General features: G+C 33.6%; 14 protein-coding genes. 7 read left to right on the top strand and 7 right to left on the bottom strand.

Annotated features, from left to right (window positions below):
• Nucleotides 1-8 precede the first annotated feature (8 nt).
• Nucleotides 9-1,820 (top strand): LysM peptidoglycan-binding domain-containing protein, encoded by a 1,812-nt coding sequence (locus FGM02_RS01315; RefSeq protein ID WP_166461110.1) that lies wholly within the window; start codon nucleotides 9-11, stop codon nucleotides 1,818-1,820.
• Here FGM02_RS01315 and FGM02_RS01310 read toward each other — a convergent pair.
• Entirely contained in the window at nucleotides 1,809-2,546 is a 738-nt protein-coding gene (locus FGM02_RS01310; RefSeq protein ID WP_139956188.1) for a tyrosine-protein phosphatase, read from the bottom strand. The genes FGM02_RS01315 and FGM02_RS01310 overlap by 12 nt on opposite strands.
• Before the next feature lie 96 nt (nucleotides 2,547-2,642).
• Nucleotides 2,643-2,912: a hypothetical protein gene (locus tag FGM02_RS01305; RefSeq protein WP_139956186.1), complete on the bottom strand. Its 270-nt coding sequence runs from the start codon at nucleotides 2,910-2,912 to the stop codon at nucleotides 2,643-2,645.
• Between the two features lie 245 nt (nucleotides 2,913-3,157).
• Between FGM02_RS01305 and FGM02_RS01300 the strand changes: the two genes are divergently transcribed.
• On the top strand, nucleotides 3,158-4,015 hold the full coding sequence (locus FGM02_RS01300) for an N-acetylglucosamine kinase (protein WP_139956184.1): 858 nt from the start codon (nucleotides 3,158-3,160) through the stop codon (nucleotides 4,013-4,015).
• Here the strand turns inward: FGM02_RS01300 and FGM02_RS01295 are convergent.
• Nucleotides 4,004-5,257, bottom strand: a complete 1,254-nt coding sequence (locus FGM02_RS01295; protein WP_139956182.1) for a UDP-N-acetylmuramoyl-tripeptide--D-alanyl-D-alanine ligase — start codon at nucleotides 5,255-5,257, stop codon at nucleotides 4,004-4,006. The genes FGM02_RS01300 and FGM02_RS01295 overlap by 12 nt on opposite strands.
• A gap of 76 nt (nucleotides 5,258-5,333) precedes the next feature.
• Nucleotides 5,334-7,034, bottom strand: coding sequence for a gliding motility lipoprotein GldJ (gene gldJ / locus FGM02_RS01290; RefSeq protein ID WP_139956180.1), 1,701 nt, complete (start codon nucleotides 7,032-7,034; stop codon nucleotides 5,334-5,336).
• A gap of 208 nt (nucleotides 7,035-7,242) precedes the next feature.
• Between gldJ and porU the strand changes: the two genes are divergently transcribed.
• The 4 genes from porU to FGM02_RS01270 all read left to right on the top strand — a co-directional run bounded on the left by porU (nucleotide 7,243) and on the right by FGM02_RS01270 (nucleotide 13,809).
• Complete coding sequence (gene porU / locus FGM02_RS01285; protein WP_243739323.1) at nucleotides 7,243-11,061, top strand: type IX secretion system sortase PorU; 3,819 nt, start codon at nucleotides 7,243-7,245, stop codon at nucleotides 11,059-11,061.
• Nucleotides 11,062-11,082: 21 nt separating this feature from the next.
• Complete coding sequence (gene porV / locus FGM02_RS01280; protein WP_317133617.1) at nucleotides 11,083-12,198, top strand: type IX secretion system outer membrane channel protein PorV; 1,116 nt, start codon at nucleotides 11,083-11,085, stop codon at nucleotides 12,196-12,198.
• 74 nt (nucleotides 12,199-12,272) lie between these two features.
• Nucleotides 12,273-12,659: a group III truncated hemoglobin gene (locus FGM02_RS01275; RefSeq protein WP_139956178.1), complete on the top strand. Its 387-nt coding sequence runs from the start codon at nucleotides 12,273-12,275 to the stop codon at nucleotides 12,657-12,659.
• A gap of 82 nt (nucleotides 12,660-12,741) precedes the next feature.
• Nucleotides 12,742-13,809 (top strand): 3-oxoacyl-ACP synthase III family protein, encoded by a 1,068-nt coding sequence (locus FGM02_RS01270; protein WP_139956176.1) that lies wholly within the window; start codon nucleotides 12,742-12,744, stop codon nucleotides 13,807-13,809.
• Here the strand turns inward: FGM02_RS01270 and lipB are convergent, their stop codons facing one another.
• Together lipB and FGM02_RS01260 are read right to left on the bottom strand one after the other, a co-directional pair.
• Entirely contained in the window at nucleotides 13,810-14,508 is a 699-nt protein-coding gene (gene lipB / locus FGM02_RS01265) for a lipoyl(octanoyl) transferase LipB (RefSeq protein WP_139956174.1), read from the bottom strand.
• Nucleotides 14,508-14,660: a YqaE/Pmp3 family membrane protein gene (locus FGM02_RS01260; RefSeq protein WP_139956172.1), complete on the bottom strand. Its 153-nt coding sequence runs from the start codon at nucleotides 14,658-14,660 to the stop codon at nucleotides 14,508-14,510. The genes lipB and FGM02_RS01260 overlap by 1 nt, the downstream gene beginning before the upstream one ends.
• Before the next feature lie 103 nt (nucleotides 14,661-14,763).
• Here FGM02_RS01260 and gldA point away from each other — a divergent pair, with 103 nt between their 5' ends.
• Entirely contained in the window at nucleotides 14,764-15,657 is an 894-nt protein-coding gene (gldA, locus tag FGM02_RS01255; RefSeq protein WP_139956170.1) for a gliding motility-associated ABC transporter ATP-binding subunit GldA, read from the top strand.
• On the opposite strand, the gene tsaD is transcribed toward gldA, so the two are convergent.
• Nucleotides 15,654-16,688: a tRNA (adenosine(37)-N6)-threonylcarbamoyltransferase complex transferase subunit TsaD gene (gene tsaD, locus FGM02_RS01250; RefSeq protein WP_139956168.1), complete on the bottom strand. Its 1,035-nt coding sequence runs from the start codon at nucleotides 16,686-16,688 to the stop codon at nucleotides 15,654-15,656. The genes gldA and tsaD overlap by 4 nt on opposite strands.
• Nucleotides 16,689-16,836: the final 148 nt, after the last annotated feature.

The raw sequence follows: 16,836 nt of genomic DNA, 5'->3' as shown, positions 1-16,836 counted from the left end.
ATAAAAGGATGAGAAGTATATTTATCGTATGTTGTTTGCTAATATTCACTGTGTTTTCTGCGAACGCACAGCAAAAAAAGTACATTACTTATAAAATTAAAAAAGGAGAAAGTGTTCGTAAAATAGCGAAACGCTACGATTTGAAATCGAAAGATATTTACAATTTGAATCCTGATTTAAAAAGAAGACCGAAAGAAAATACGGTTATTTTAATTCCCAATGTCAATTATACAGAACCTGCACAGGTATTGATAACGGCTTCTCAAAATCATATAGTGCAACCCAAAGAAACCTTGTTTGGAATTTCTAAAAAGTACAAGGTTTCTAAAGAAGCTTTGACAGGTGCCAATCCACAAATTAGAGTTGATGGACTAAAAATAGGGATGGTATTAGAAATTCCGAATAATAAAATAGTATCACCAGAAGAACTAAGAAAGAAAGAATTAGCAAAGTGGGCATTGAATTATGACTTGCATACGGTTGTAAAGGATGATACTTTTTATAGTTTGACACATTTTTACAAAGTAAGCAAATTGGATTTATTGGCGCTAAATCCTTTTTTAAAGGAAGGTTTAAAATTGGGGGCTGTCATAAAAATTAGAGAAAAAATTAAAGAAGATCCTGAGCTTTCTGCTGTAGTAAAGGATAGTTTGGTAGAAACAACAACACTATTTAAGGACACGATAGTTTTTAAAGAACCTATTGATGTTGCTTTTTTATTGCCTTTTAAATTTATGAAAAATGATACCTTAAGAAAGGAATTGCTTTTTTCATCAAAAGGAAATTTGGAAAATATAGTAACCGATTTTTATTTAGGAGCGGAAATGGCAATTGATTCTTTAAAAGAACAAGGGGCTGCTATTCGTTACAATGCTTACGATACGGATAACGATAAAGATTGTTTATTAGATCTTTTTGAGGCAAAAGCATTGGAGGATGTAGATGTAGTTTTTGGTCCGGTTTACAATAAAAATGTAGATTTTGTGGCAAGTGAGTTAAAGGACATTCCTGTTGTTTATCCTTTTTATTCGTCCAAACAAAAAGCATTTAAAAAATCAAATGTTATTAAAACGGCTACTGAAAGAGCTGTTTTTGAAAAGGTGGTTCTAGATCATTTTAATGCCAGTCATACGTCTGAACATGTTTTAATTGTAGGGGATAGAAGTGTGTCGTCGAAAATTAAAATGTTAAGAATAAAAAAACAATTATCAGTTCCTGATAGTGTGAAAGTCGTATTGCTACAGCCAGAGAATAATTATTTAGAAAAGGAACGTTTTGTGGCCGCTGTAGATACCTTGGGTGTGAATTGGGTAATTTTGGCAACGAATAATACTGTTGTTACTGCAGATGTGGTCAATAACTTGAAATCCTTACCAAATGAAGCAGCCGTAAAATTATTCGCTTTTGAAAAGAATAAAAACTTTGATCGTGTAGATAATAATGTGTTGGCTAAAATGAATTTTACCTACGCAAGTGGTGGTGTTTTAAATGATTCTTTACCTAAGTCTAAACGATTTTATGAAAAGTACCAAGAAAAAAATTATACATATCCAACAGAGCACGCTATTAAGGGCTTTGATGTGGTGTATGATATTTTGACTAGAATGCTAGCAGATGAAGATTTAGACATTCACAAGAGCTTTAATCAAGGGAAATCGACTAGAATTGGGGAGACCTATTTTTATGAACAAAATAGCTTTAGCGGACCAACTTCTAACAAGTCTGTTTATCTAATGAAATACAATCAAGATTTGTCTATTCAAATTTTGCAAAAGGAAGATGATAAAGAAAAACAACCAATATCCGTCTTAGACGAATAATTGGTTGTTTTTTAAAAGAGGTTGCAATTGTTTTAATATTTTTTTCGTACCTAAATTATTCATGGCCTCTAAATGTTTATGATGGTGTGTGTCTGTACCCACAAAATCAATCATATTTAGCTCGATTAATTTTTCAGCTGCCTTTTTTACATGGTCACCATAATAGCCAGTTAACGACAAAATATTTAATTGAAAACGACAGCCTGCATTTTTTAATTTTTCATACACATCGAATTTTTTGTGATAAAAATTATAACGTTCAGGATGTGCTAATATTGGATTGTAGCCTGCTAATTGTATGTCAAAAAGAATTTCGAATAGATTTACGGGAGCATTGAAATAAGACATTTCAACCAATAAAGAATCTTCTCTAATTGTTAAAAGGTCTCTTTTCTTTAAGAGTTCACAGAATTGTTCATCCAGCATATATTCCGCTGCTGCGTCTATTTGTATATGCGACATATTTCTTTTTTCCAACTCTTCTTGGACTAAATCCAATTTGTCCAAAATGGTATCTGAACTATTCGGCCAAACGCTTCCTAGTACATGTGGAGTGGTTACAAATTTTCGAATTCCATATTCTTCCATTTTAGAAATGAGACTTATGGAGTCTTCAATAGTTTTAGCTCCATCATCAATGCCTGGTAATAGGTGTGAATGAATATCAACAAAATCGATAGGAAACACTTCCGAAATAGGGGTCTTTTTTTTGAATAAATTTAGCACGTACTCTTATTTTAAATCGTAACAACAAATTTATGTAAATTTAATGAGACCCCACATGCTTTATGCTATGGTTTCTGTACTGTTATTGTGTTAAAATTACTCGGTTTGAAAAGACCATATCTGTCCTACTGTTTTGTTGTTGTGAGCATCTGTAGCATCTACCCGCCAATAATAATTTGTTTTGGACAACAGGTTTGTTGTATAACTAGTACTGTTTACCGTAGCTACCTTTTCAGGAGATTCATTGGTTCCTAAATAAACCGTATAGGTCAACACGTCATTATCTAAATCACTGCAAGACCATTCTATTTCTGTACTGTTAGTAGTAAGCAGACTTCCTCGTAAAGGTGCAACTAGTTCAGGCATAAAAGGCAAATGATTTTCTAGTGCTTCTCCTTCTGTATGGAACTTGCTTGGTACTCTGTTTTGTATTGAAAATTCAATAAGTTTTTAAATGTAAAAAATACACGTATAGCCTTTGTTTATAGTTGATTGCTCTAGTTTTAGGTGGAATAAAATTAATTTGAGTTTGCGAAATCGATATAGTTTCAATAGTTATTGTTTATCTAGTTTTGAGTTGATATATTTGAGTTTTAAAATAAACGAGACTTATGATATTAATAGCAGATGGAGGGTCAACTAAAGCAGATTGGATTGCTTTAGATGGAGAAACTAAAGAACAATTATTTAAAGTTAGAACTGGAGGTTTGAATCCTGCTGTTGTTGCTGTAGAAGTGCTAAGAGAAAGAATTTTAGCAGAACCGCAATTCTCTAACAATTCAGATAAGGTAAGTCAGATATTTTTTTATGGAGCAGGCTGTGGAACAGTGGTGGCTACAAAAATATTAAAAGATCTTTTTGAAGAAATTTTTCCAAATGCAGAGGTTGTTGTAGGAGAAGATACTTTGGCAGCAGTTTATGCAGCTACGGGTACTGAACCTGCCATTGTGTGTATTTTAGGAACGGGATCTAATAGTAGCTATTTTGATGGTGAAACAATTGTTTCTAACTCAGTTTCATTAGGGTATATTGTGATGGACGAGGCCAGTGGGAATTATTTTGGAAAGCGTTTGCTAAGAAATTATTTTTACAAAGTTATGCCAGATTATATTGCAAAGGAATTTGAAAAGGCTTATAATTTAGAGCCAGATCACGTAAAATTCAATTTGTACCGTCAACCAAACCCGAATACATATTTGGCAGATTTTGCAAGTTTTATGTTTCAGTTTAAGGAAGATCCTTATGTGTTAGATTTAATGGAAGATGGTTTTGATGCCTTTTTTAAAGCAAGAGTTTTGCCGTACAATAAGGACAAGTCGACACCCATTTATTTTATAGGATCTATAGCACATTATTTTTCGGATATTTTAGAAAAGGTTGCCGCGAAACATGATTTAAAAATTACAGGAGTCATTCAACGACCAATAAACAATTTGATAGAATATCATAAAAAGAATTTAATCAAATAAATCTAACGTTCTTTCCAAAGCCATACCTCTAGAACCTTTTATCAAATAGGTTGAAGGAGTCGTTGCTTTAAAAGAATTTTTAAAAGCCTCAAAGGATGTAAATTGTACAGCTTTTGAGGTTTTTGTTTTTGCGAAATTTTCTCCAACAAAATAAACAGCGTCGAAATGGAAGGATTCGGTAAGTTGTACAATTGCTTGATGCTCTTCCAAACTTGTTTCTCCAAGTTCAAACATATCACCAAGTACTAAGGTTTTGTGTTTGTCTTGTAGGCCGTTAAAATTTTCTAAAGCTACTTTCATGCTACTAGGATTCGCATTGTAGGCGTCAAGAATAATATTATGTTCTCCCTTTTTTAGTATTTGCGATCTGTTATTGGTTGGTGTATAGCTTTCCAAAGCATTTATGATATCTGTTTTTGAAACAGAAAAATAGGCGCCAATTGTAATCGCTGCAACTATATTGGCAAAGTTGTAACTACCAATAAGATTTGTTTGTATTTGTTCATGATCATAAGAAAGTGATACAAAAGGACGACTGCTTTTTAGTTGGACAGAGGTTGTAAAAGGAATATTTTCTATATTTTGACTATGCTGAATTTGTAAAGTATCGGCTGTATTTACAAATACTTTTCCTTGGTGTTTTTCTAAGTATTTATACAGTTCTGTTTTTCCTTTGATCACGCCTTCAATTCCCCCAAATCCTTCCAGGTGGGCTTTTCCAAAATTGGTGATATAGCCATAATTAGGTGCCGCAATACTGGCTAACAATTCAATTTCTTTTAGGTGATTGGCGCCCATTTCAACAATACCAATTTCCGTTGTTTTGTCCATGCTTAATAAAGTCAAGGGAACACCAATATGATTGTTGAGGTTTCCTTTAGTAGCAACGGTATTGAATTTTTTTCGTAGCACAGCATGAATCAATTCTTTGGTGGTCGTTTTACCGTTACTTCCCGTTAATGCAATAATTGGCAAGTTTAAATAGGTTCTATGATAGTTCGCTAAATTTTGCAAGGTTTTTAAAACATCATCAACCAAAATACATTGGTTGTTTTTTACAGCCAATGCTTCATCTACAATAGCATAATTAGCACCTTGTTCTATGGCATTAGTCGCAAAAGTATTTCCATTAAAATTTTCGCCTTTTAAAGCAAAAAAAAGACTTTTATTTTTAATGTTTCTTGTATCGGTACTTACACCAGTACTGGATAAAAATAATTCGTGAATTTGAGCTATTGTCATTTGTGCTAAGTTTAGGAACTAAAAACCTCACTAAAATTTAGTGAGGTTTGAATATAATTACAAAGTAAGTAAAATCTTATTTGTTAAAAGGTGTTTTTTTACCATTGTTCATATTTCCAACCTTGTCTAAGGCACATCTAAATCCGATAAAATCTGTAGACATGTATTCTGGCAAATATTTTCTTTGAGCTGGGTCTAACCAAAACTCTCTGTCTCTCCAGGACCCCCCTTTATAAACTCTTGTTCTGTCTCCAATTAAAGTGGTTCTTGGTTTGTCATCATATTTTGTAACAAAATCTCCCGCATCGTAATCGAATGTTGATTTTGGCGATAAAGGAGAATTGTACATTCTAGGTTTTACAGCTAAATCTCTAATGTCTTTGTTGTAATACCTTGAATTGATCAAATCACCATCATTGACACTTGAGTTGTCAGATTTGTTGTAGTTGGTTCTTAGTTGAACATCCTTTTCAGTAATAGGAACATACATAATTCTACCAGGAATATCACGAGGAATAAGTTTTCCGTTTGGTAAAGTGTCGTAAACAACATCAGAATAATTGGCAATACTTACTTTACCATCTTCGTCTATTAATTTTTTGTAGAATATATTTCCTCTAACATAGTTAAAGTCGTTCATTTTAGTATCTATAATAGGTCGGTAAACATCATACACCCATTCAGCTACATTTCCTGCCATATCATACAATCCAAAAGCATTGGGTGGATACGATTTGATTTCATTGGTAATGTCTGCTCCGTCATTTGTCCAACCTGCTAAACCACTATAATCTCCTTTTCCTTGTTTAAAGTTAGCCAATTGGTCGCCTTTAGTAGCAGCACTTTTACTTCTTGTATATCTACCATTCCAAGGATATTTTTTTCTTCCTCTTAAACTATTGTATTCTCTGTTTTCAATAAGTGCTTTGGCAGCGTATTCCCATTCTGCTTCAGTAGGAAGTCTAAAGTCAGGATATAAAATCCCGTCATGAGGTTTTACATGTCTTCCTTTAAATACTTTTGTGTCTTCAATACTGTCTTTCTTTAAATCTGCACGTTTAAAACTTGGCAATCCTTTTCCATAAACGGTAGAGTCACCACTAAATAAAAGTTTAGGATTTGCATAATAAGTTTCAGTGCTGAAGTGGTCTTTTCCAATTTCATCTATTTCATCACGGCCTTTAAGCACGCCTAAATCCATTAACATTTTTTGATTTACTCGGTCGGTTCTCCATTCGCAATAATCATTCGCTTGAATCCAACTAACTCCAACTACAGGGTAGTTTGCATAAGCAGGATGACGCAAATAAGTTTCACTTAAAGATTCATTACTACCTAAAGCATTTCTCCAAACCAAAGTGTCAGGAATAGCAGATTCATAGATATTGGTGTAATCTTCATTTCTAGGAGGGAAAACTCTTTCCAACCATTGTAAGTAAAATAAATATTCTGAGTTAGAAACTTCTGCTTCATCCATATAAAATGAACGTACTTGCATTCTTGTTGGCGTGGTGTTCCAATCTGCCATGATATCGTCCTGTACACTACCCATGGTAAATGTACCTCCTTCAATAAGGACCATCCCATAAGGAGCTTTTTGACCTTTGTAATTTTTATTGATACCAAAACCGCCGTACTCAGCGTCGTTAAACTTCCAACCTGTTAAAGTAGATGTATTGCCAGAATTTCCAGAATTACTTAATTTTGATAATTGCTCACAGCTTGTAAACACTGAGATTGTTAAAATAAGAACAAAAAATTTGAAATAGTTTATCATAAGTAAAAAATGCTGATATCGGGGTTTATTCAGGACGCAATTTACAATATTTATGTGTTTTTGCAATATTTTAATTTTAAAATACATGAACTATTAATTTAGTGATGATTCTTAGAAATAATATAACGAATTCTTTATTTCTTTATTATATTGGTATCTTGCGGAGCGAATAAAAAAGCAGCTCTATTTATAATTTAAATTTGTCCTTTTGAAAAAATATTTGATATTAATTTTATGCGTTTTTTCTTCTTTTTGTTACGGTCAAAAAGAACTTTCAAAATCGTTTCAGCTGACTTGGGATACAGAAACCGGAATAAAAACAGGAAACGGGAATACATATAAAATTCCTTTTGTTCTTGAGAATTCTATCAATGCAGATGGTTTGCCGACCTATATGCAAACCTTCAAAGTGTCACAAGGAACTTTAAAAACGTTTGAATTTACAAATGTTGTTTATAAAACAGTTCCTTCTGCTTATTTAGGAGAAATGGATCTTTCAAAAATTCCTACAGATATATCAGAAAAAGTATCGATCAATAAAGTAGGGAATTCGTATTTGCTTTCACTTACGATGATTCCGGTAATTAAAAAAGGAGAACTACTTCAAATCGTAGAATCTTTTGTGTTGAATTATCAATTAGAAGCCAACGCAACAAGGAGCAATAAATCGGCAGCTGTTTTGGTAGAAAATTCTGTTTTAGCAACCGGGACTTGGTATAAAATTTCTATAGATAAAACCGGAGTTTATAAAATTGACACTAATTTTTTAAACAGTTTGGGAATTAATACCTCTGGTTTGGATCCAAAAAACATTCGCGTTTTTGGAAATGGAGGCAGCTTGTTGCCTAATTTAAATAGTGAATTTAGATATGACGATTTACAAGAAAACGCCTTGTATGTAGAAGGAGCATCGGATGGTGTTTTTAATTCGAATGATTTTGCTTTGTTTTATGCCGAAGGTCCGAATGATTGGGATACGAGCACTGAGGCTTCTATAAAACATAGAATGAATATCTACTCTGAAAAATCGTATTATTTTATTTCTGTAGATAGTGGAGCGGGAAAGCGAATTGCAAATGAAACACCAATTACAGCTGGAGCAACAGATTTTGTAAGCACATTCAAAGATTATGTCTTTTTTGAAGAAGAAACAGATAATATATATGAGGTAGGTCAACAATGGTTTGGTGATGTATTTAGAGGATCTGAATTGTCACATAATTATTCTTTTGATTTTGAAAATGTAGATCAGAGTAAAGAAGTAAAAGTTAGGGTTCGATCTATGGCAGAGTCTTCTGTAGCCACTAGCCAAACGATTCAAGTAAATGGAGCGAATGATTTTTCAATAAATTTTTTAGCCATAAGTTCCAATTCATTTGTACAAGCAGATGATGAAATTGTGGAAAGCAATGTATTAGTTAATTCAGATGAAATCAATGTAAATATTAGCTACGATGTTAATGGAGATGTTTCAGCTGCGTCTTATTTAGATTATATTGAGCTTATTGGAGATAAACATTTAATAGCGGGTGGAAAGCAATTTTCTTTTCGAAATTTTTTATCCAAAGAAGCGGCTCGAATATTACAATATACCGTTACTAATGCTTCAAATATTCATCAATTATGGGATGTGACCAATCATTTAGAACCAAAGTTGGTTGCCAATAGCGATCCTAGTTCAAGCAATTTTGTTTTTAAAGGAGCGTCTGGTGAGTTAAAAGAATATAGAGTTGTTTCGAATAGTGATTATTATACGCCGGCAGCGGTAGGGAATGGTCCTATAGAAAATCAGAATTTGCATGCCTTAAAAGATATTCAATATGTATTGGTAACTAATAATGAATTAAAAAGTCAGGCCCAACGTTTGGCCGATCATCATACAAATAACGGACTCACCTCTGTTGTTGTTACCTTGGATAAAATTTACAACGAATTTGGTTCAGGTTCAGCAGATATCACCTCTATAAGAGATTTTGTAAAACATTTATATACAAATGCTACGAGTGAGGCAACACGTATCAAATATCTGTGTCTTTTTGGAAATGCTTCTTTTGATTTTAAAAATATTTTAGAGAAAAACGAAAATATTGTTCCTGCCTTTGAATCGTATAGAAGTTTTAGTTTGGTATATTCTTATGTAACAGATGATTATTATGGTTTTATGGATGACACCGAAGGTTTGATGTCGTCTAGCGATAAACAAGATGTGGCTACAGGAAGAATTCTTGTGGAAAATGTAAGTCAGGCCAAAACGGTTGTCGATAAAATATTAACCTATTACAGTGCTGAGGCTTATGGTGATTGGAGAAATGAAATAACGCTTGTTGCTGATGATTTAGGAAATGCTTCTGAAGCCGTTTTACAACAAGAAATGGAAAATATTGCCGATGATATCAAGGCAAATAAACCGCATTATAATATTAAAAAGTTATATGCAGATTCTTTCAAACAGGTAAAATCTTCTGGAGGAGATTTCTACCCAGATATGAATTTAGGTATGTCGAATGCGGTTGAAAAAGGAAGTTTGGTCATTGATTATTTTGGTCATGGAGGTGAAATAGGATGGGCCGGAGAAAGATTACTTCGTGTTGAAGATATCAAATCTTGGCAAAATGCAAAAAGGTTGCCGCTAATTATTACTGTAACCTGCGATTTTTCAAGATTTGACCATTTAAACAAAACAGCTTTGGCAGCTGGAGAAGAAATTATGCTACACCCAACCGGAGGTGCAGGTAGTTTGATTTCTACAACACGTGAGGTGTTTATTAGTTTTGGAAGGTCTTTTAATAAGGTTTTGATAAAAAAAATGCTTGAATTTAACAATGAAGATTATTCTATTGCTGAAGCTTTGATGCATACGAAGAATGAAGTTCCTTCTTCAAGTGGACAGCATTATTTTATCTTTTCTTTTGGAGATCCTGCCATGAAGCTTAAAACAACCAAGCCAGAGATTAAATTAACACATATAAATGATGTTGATGTAACTGTAGAAAGAGCAGCTTTAAAAGCTTTGTCAAAAATTAAACTATCAGGAAAAGTAACAGATATTTCTGGAAATACTTTGACAAGTTATAATGGAAAAGTTTCTGCTTCAGTTTTTGATAAGCCCATAGACAAAACTACTTTAGACAATGATGGTTATGGTGTTGTTATGACTTTTGACGTGCAGGACAGTCGAATTTTTAGAGGCGCGGCAGAAGTAGCAAATGGCTTGTTCGACTTAGAGTTTGTTGTGCCAAAAGATATAAAAATAGCCTTAGGAAATGCGAAAATCAGTTTGTACGCCGAAAATGGAGTCTTAGATAAAGGAGGTGTTGATGTTGAAACGATAATTGGAGGAATCGACGAAAACGCAGTCGAAGATCTTACAGGTCCAGAAATTGAACTGTTTATGAATGACGAGTCCTTCGTAGATGGAGGAAATACCAATGCCCTGCCAAATTTAAAAGTTAAATTGTCGGATGCTAATGGAATTAACACGTCATCTAATTCAATAGGACATAATATTTCTGTAATTATTGATGGAGATGTGAGCAACCCAATTATCTTAAATGAATTTTATGAAACTGAATTGGGCGATTATACCAAAGGGAATATTTCTTATACGTTAAGAGGTTTAGAACCGGGAACCCATACTTTGCAATTAAAAGCTTGGGATACATATAATAATTCTTCGGAAAAGACGTTAACTTTTAACATTGTGGATGATGGCACTTTTTTAATAGAAAATGTGTTGAACTATCCAAACCCATTTATCAATTATACAGAGTTTTGGTTCAATCATAACAAGCCAAATGAAGTTTTGGATGTGGTGATTTATGTATTTACGGTGTCTGGTAAATTGGTCAAAACAATCAATCAAGAAATTCCAGCTACTGGCAGTGCATTGTCTCGTTCTATTACCTGGGACGGTTTGGATGATTTTGGACAAAAAATAGGAAAAGGAGTGTATGTGTATCACTTGATTGTTAAAACAAAATCGGGTATTTCTGCAGAAAAATATGAGAAACTAGTAATATTACAATAATTGAAGAAAATAAGAAGTAAAATGATGAAACAAGTAGCTATAGTTTTAGCTTTAATTTTAGGAGGAATAAGTTCGGTACGTGCTCAAAGTGAGTCTAATGCTATTTCAACAGTAGCACCGCTTTTATTAATTAACTCAGATGCGCGTTCTGCCGGAATGGGAGATTTAGGGGTTGCAACCAGTTCTGATGCAAGTGCTATTTACCACAATTCCGCAAAAATGGCTTTTAATACCTCTCAGTTTACCTATGGTGTTAATTACACACCATGGTTGCAAAATTTGGTAGATGGACTCTTTATAGGTGGAGGTTCTGTAATCAACAGAATTGATGAAAGAAGTGCTTGGGGGGCTAATCTTCGTTATTTTTCTTTGGGAGAAATACGTTTGTTCGATGATCAAGCACAGCCACAAGGAGTAGAAAAACCAAAAGAATTTTCTATTGCAGGTTCTTATGCCTTGAAATTGAGCGACTATTATTCCATGGGGGTAACCTTACGTTATATTCGTTCAGATTTATCGATCAATGCCGCAGATGATGATATTTCTGCCATCAATGGTATTGGAGTGGATGTTTCTGGATACTACCAATCTAGAGAAAGAAATTATGGGAATTTTAATGGGAAGTGGAGAGCTGGATTCAATATTTCGAACTTAGGGCCAAAAGTTTCTTATTCAAATTCTGGTGATAAAAACTTTATTCCAACAAGAATGCGTCTTGGGGGTGGTTTCGATTTTATTATGGATGACTATAATACGATATCGGTGACTTTAGAAACCTCAAAATTATTAGTACCAACTCCAGGAGGTGATGCAGAAGATGCAGGTTGGGTAGAAGGAATTTTTAAATCTTTTAATGATGCACCTGGTGGATCTAGTGAAGAGTTCAAGGAATTCACCTATTCTGTAGGTGCTGAATATTTATATAACAATGCATTTGCTGTTAGAGCGGGGTATTTTCATGAAAGTGAAATAAAAGGAAATAGACAACATTTTACCATGGGTGGAGGTATCAAAGCAAGATCTTTTAATATCGACTTGTCTTATTTAATCAATGCCTCTGATGTAAACAATCCTTTAGAAAAAACCTTACGTTTCTCAATTTCTTTTGATTTAGGAGATATCTACGAGAATTTTTAAAAAAGAAAACTTATAAAAGAATAAAAAAATCTGTTACATTGCATGTAGCAGATTTTTTTTTTGAAATGAATAGAATGAGAGATATTGATAGCCGGAAAGATTTACATAAAATAGTAGCACTTTTTTACACAAAGTTATTTGCAGATGCAGACATGGCTGTGTTTTTTACGGAGTTTAAAGAACCGGAATTATTAGAAAAGCATTTGGCTGTTTTGGTCGATTTTTGGGACGGTATTTTATTTGATTCAGGAACTTATAAAAAAAATGCAATGGCACCGCATTTTGAAAAAAATAAATCCATTCCTTTTGAAGACCAACATTTTAAAAAATGGATACAGTTGTTTTCAGAGTCGGTAGATTTTCTTTTTGAAGGGCAGTCGGCTGAAACAATAAAATCAAGAGCACAATCTATTGCAACGGTTATGCAAATAAAAATGATAGAATTTGCAAAAAACACCTAACGTTTTTATTTTCGCATTCCCAAAACCACGCATTATAGAATCGTAGATCTTGAAAGAGATAAATATTTAAGTTGAAAATTTTATGGCAATACAATCAATTATTACTGGAACAGGTAGTTATATTCCTGAAGTGTGTAAGTTGAATACTGATTTTTTAGATAGTAATTTTTTAAATGAAGACGGTACTTCGTTTTCAAATGACAATGCGCTTATTATTGAAAAATTTAAAGAAATTACAGGTATTGCAGAAAGGCGTTACGCAACAGATGATTTAACCACTTCCGATTTGGCCTTTTTTGCCGCAGAAAAAGCAATAGCAGATGCGCAATTAGATAAAAATGAATTGGACTACATCATTGTTGCTCATAATTTTGGTGATATAAAAAAAGGAAGTATTCAAGGAGATACTTTGCCAAGTTTGGCTTCCAAATTAAAAAACAAATTAAAAATCAGCAATGTAAATTGTGTTGCCTATGATTTAATTTTTGGATGTCCAGGTTGGGTACAAGGAGTCATTCAGGCAGAGGCTTTTATCAAATCAGGAATTGCGAAAAAAGTACTGGTTATTGGAGCCGAAACACTATCGAGAGTTGTAGATGATTACGATCGTGATTCAATGATTTATGCCGATGGGGCTGGGGCTTGCGTTATTGAAGCAAAGGAAGTTGCTGAGAAAACAGGAATTTTAAGTCATGCAGCACAAACTTTTACAGAAGTCGAAACCGACTATTTGTTTTTTGGAAAATCCTATAAAAAAGAAGCGAATGCAACTTGTTATATAAAAATGCACGGGCGAAAAATTTACGAATTCGCTTTAAACAATGTACCAGCTGCTATGAAAACTGCTTTGGATAAAAGTGGTGTTTCTATAACGGATGTTAAAAAAATATTCATTCACCAAGCCAATGAAAAAATGGATGAAGCTATTGTAAAAAGGTTTTTCCGTTTGTATAAAACAAATATGCCCAAAGGGGTTATGCCAATGTGCATCCACAAGCTAGGAAATAGCTCAGTGGCTACGGTACCAACACTATTAGATTTGGTTCGTAAGGGTGAAATGGAAAATCAAGAAGTAAAAAAAGGGGATGTAGTTTTGTTAGCTTCGGTGGGTGCTGGAATGAACATCAATGCTGTTGTTTATAAATTTTAATTAAGCAAAAAAATCGATTTCAAACAAGCTTGCTAAATGCTTGGTTATTTTTTCTCTCACTTCTTTTTCAGAAATTATTTTGCCTAATTCAGCTTGCATAGAAGTTACGGCTTTGTCTTTTATTCCACAGGGAATAATATTGTCGAAATAGCCTAAGTTTACGTTTACATTTAAGGCAAATCCATGCATGCTTACCCAGCGACTAGAGCGTACGCCCAAAGCACAAATTTTTCTAGCAAAGGGTGTGCCAACGTCAAACCATACTCCGGTTTCTCCCGGACTTCTTTCTGCTTTTAATCCGTATTCTTCTAAGGTTAAAATAATGGCTTCTTCTAAAAAACGCAAGTATTTATGAATGTCCGTAAAAAAGTTTTCTAAATCGAAAATAGGATAGCCTACAATTTGTCCAGGACCATGGTAAGTAATATCGCCACCTCGGTTGCTCTTATAAAAGCTAGCTCCTTTTTCTGCCAGTTGCTTTTCGTTTAAAAGAAGATTCGATACGTCTCCACTTTTACCTAAAGTATACACATGTGGATGCTCTACAAACAATAAATAGTTAGGAGTTGTATGCGTGGTGTTTTGTTTGCGGTTGGCTATTTTTATATCAATAATGCCTTGAAATAATTTGTCTTGGTATTCCCAAGCTTCTTTGTAGGCAGTATTTCCTAAATCTAAAAGTTGAACTTTTTTATTCATTATTTTTTGTTGTTAATAATTAAAGCGGCAATAACTCCCGGAATCCATCCTGTAATGGTTAGCAATAAAACAATTAAAATGGATCCACAACCTTTGTCAAGAACACTTAACGGAGGGAAAAAGATACAAGCCAAAGCTCTTAAAAAACTCATAGTGATTAGGTTTGTGGCAAAGGTCTGAAAAAAAAATCAATATTGTTGAAATATGAAATTCAATTAAGATATTAGTGTATTTTTGTTCGTATAAATAAAGTGTATGATAGTTGAAGTTTCGAATACCTCTAAATATTATGGAAATCAAAAGGCGTTGGATGCTGTTTCTTTTAAAATTGAAAAGGGAGAAATTGTTGGATTACTAGGACCAAATGGAGCAGGTAAATCTACTTTGATGAAAATTTTAACGGGCTATTTAGAAGCTTCCGAAGGAGAGGTGTTTGTAGGTGATTTGAATATTTCTACGGATCTTTTACAAGTACAAAAGCGGATAGGATATTTGCCAGAACAAAACCCGCTTTATCAAGAAATGTATGTAAGAGAATATTTGCAATTTGTAGCGGCGGTACACAGGGTTTCTAAAGAAGCTGCTGAAAAAGCATTGGTCAAAGTAGGCTTGTTGCCTGAAGCTAATAAAAAAATACAGCAATTGTCGAAAGGCTATCAGCAACGTGTTGGATTGGCGGCTGCTATTTTGCATGATCCTGAGGTACTGGTCTTAGATGAGCCTACAACGGGTTTAGATCCGAATCAGTTAATTGAGATAAGAGCCTTAATTAAAGAATTAGGAAAAAATAAAATCATATTATTTTCCACCCATATTTTACAAGAAGTAGAAGCCGTTTGTAATCGAGTTTTGATTATAAAAAAGGGCCAAATTGTAAAAGATGAAAAAATGGAAGAATTAAAAAAACAACAAAATCAAATTATTGAAGTCGCTTTTGATTTTCAAATAGAAAAGCGGTTTTTTAATTCTTTGCCCAATCTTTTAGAAAGTAATAATATAGCAGGTACCACTTGGCAGTTAACTTTTAACACCAAAGAAGATCGAAGTTCAGCAATTTTTGATTTTGCGACAAGCAATGGCTTAAAAATACTACAATTAAATACGAAAAACAAAAATTTAGAAAGTCTGTTTACAGAATTAACAAGTTAGTTGGTTTGGTGGACTTTTAATCGTGCTTGTGCAGAAATACTAGCGTCGGCATAATTGTTTTGTAAATATTTTAAATAACCGGCTATGGCAATCATTCCCGCATTGTCGGTTGTGTATTCAAATTTAGGAATGTAGGTTTTCCAACCGTATTTAAATTCTCCTTCTTTTAGTTGTTTTCTAATTTCAGAATTTGCAGAAACACCACCTGCAATAGCTACTTCTTTGATTCCTGTTTCCTTGACAGCATTTTTCAATTTGTCTAATAAAATAGAAACAATGGTGTCCTGTATAGAAGCGCAAATGTCATTTAAATTTTCTGTAACAAAATTTGGGTTTTCTTTTTCTTGCTTTTGAATAAAGTATAGAATAGCAGTTTTCAGCCCGCTAAAACTGAAATCCATTTTATTTACTTTGGGTTTGGTAAATTTGTAAGCCTTTGGATTTCCTAATTGCGCGTATTTGTCAATTAAGGGACCACCAGGATACGGCAAGTTTAAAATTTTAGCCGATTTGTCGAAGGCTTCACCAACTGCATCGTCAATAGTTTCACCCAATACTTCCATTTCAAAATAATTTGAAACTTTAACAATTTGTGTATGGCCTCCGCTAATGGTCAAACAAAGAAAAGGAAAAGCAGGTTTAGGTGTGTTTTCTTCATCAATAAAGTGAGCTAAAACGTGACCTTGCATATGATTTACATCAATTAAAGGAATGCCTAAAGACAGGGCTAAAGACTTGGCAAAAGAAGTTCCTACTAAAAGTGAGCCCATAAGTCCAGGTCCTCTCGTAAAAGCTATGGCACTTAACTGTTTTTTGTCGATATTTGCCTTCAAAATAGCTTGTTGAACAACAGGCACAATATTTTGTTGATGTGCACGAGATGCTAGTTCAGGAACAACACCGCCATATTCGGCGTGAATTTTTTGATTGGCAACAATATTAGATAATATTTTTCCGTTGCATATAACAGCTGCACTTGTATCATCACATGAAGATTCAATGGCAAGAATGTAAATTTGTTGTTCAGACATTTTAAATTAATTAGGCATTTATTTCTAACAGCAAACAAAGTTAAAGCATATCAAACGATTTAGAAAAATACTGGGCAGAATTTTGGTTTTACTTTTGTTAGTAATGCTTATCTCAAGTTTTGTATTGTCGCTATCTGGCACACAAACA

Origin of the sequence: Flavicella sediminum, from assembly GCF_006381105.1 — a bacterium.
Classification (GTDB): domain Bacteria; phylum Bacteroidota; class Bacteroidia; order Flavobacteriales; family Flavobacteriaceae; genus Flavicella; species Flavicella sediminum.
This window is presented reverse-complemented; position numbering and strand designations above follow the sequence as displayed.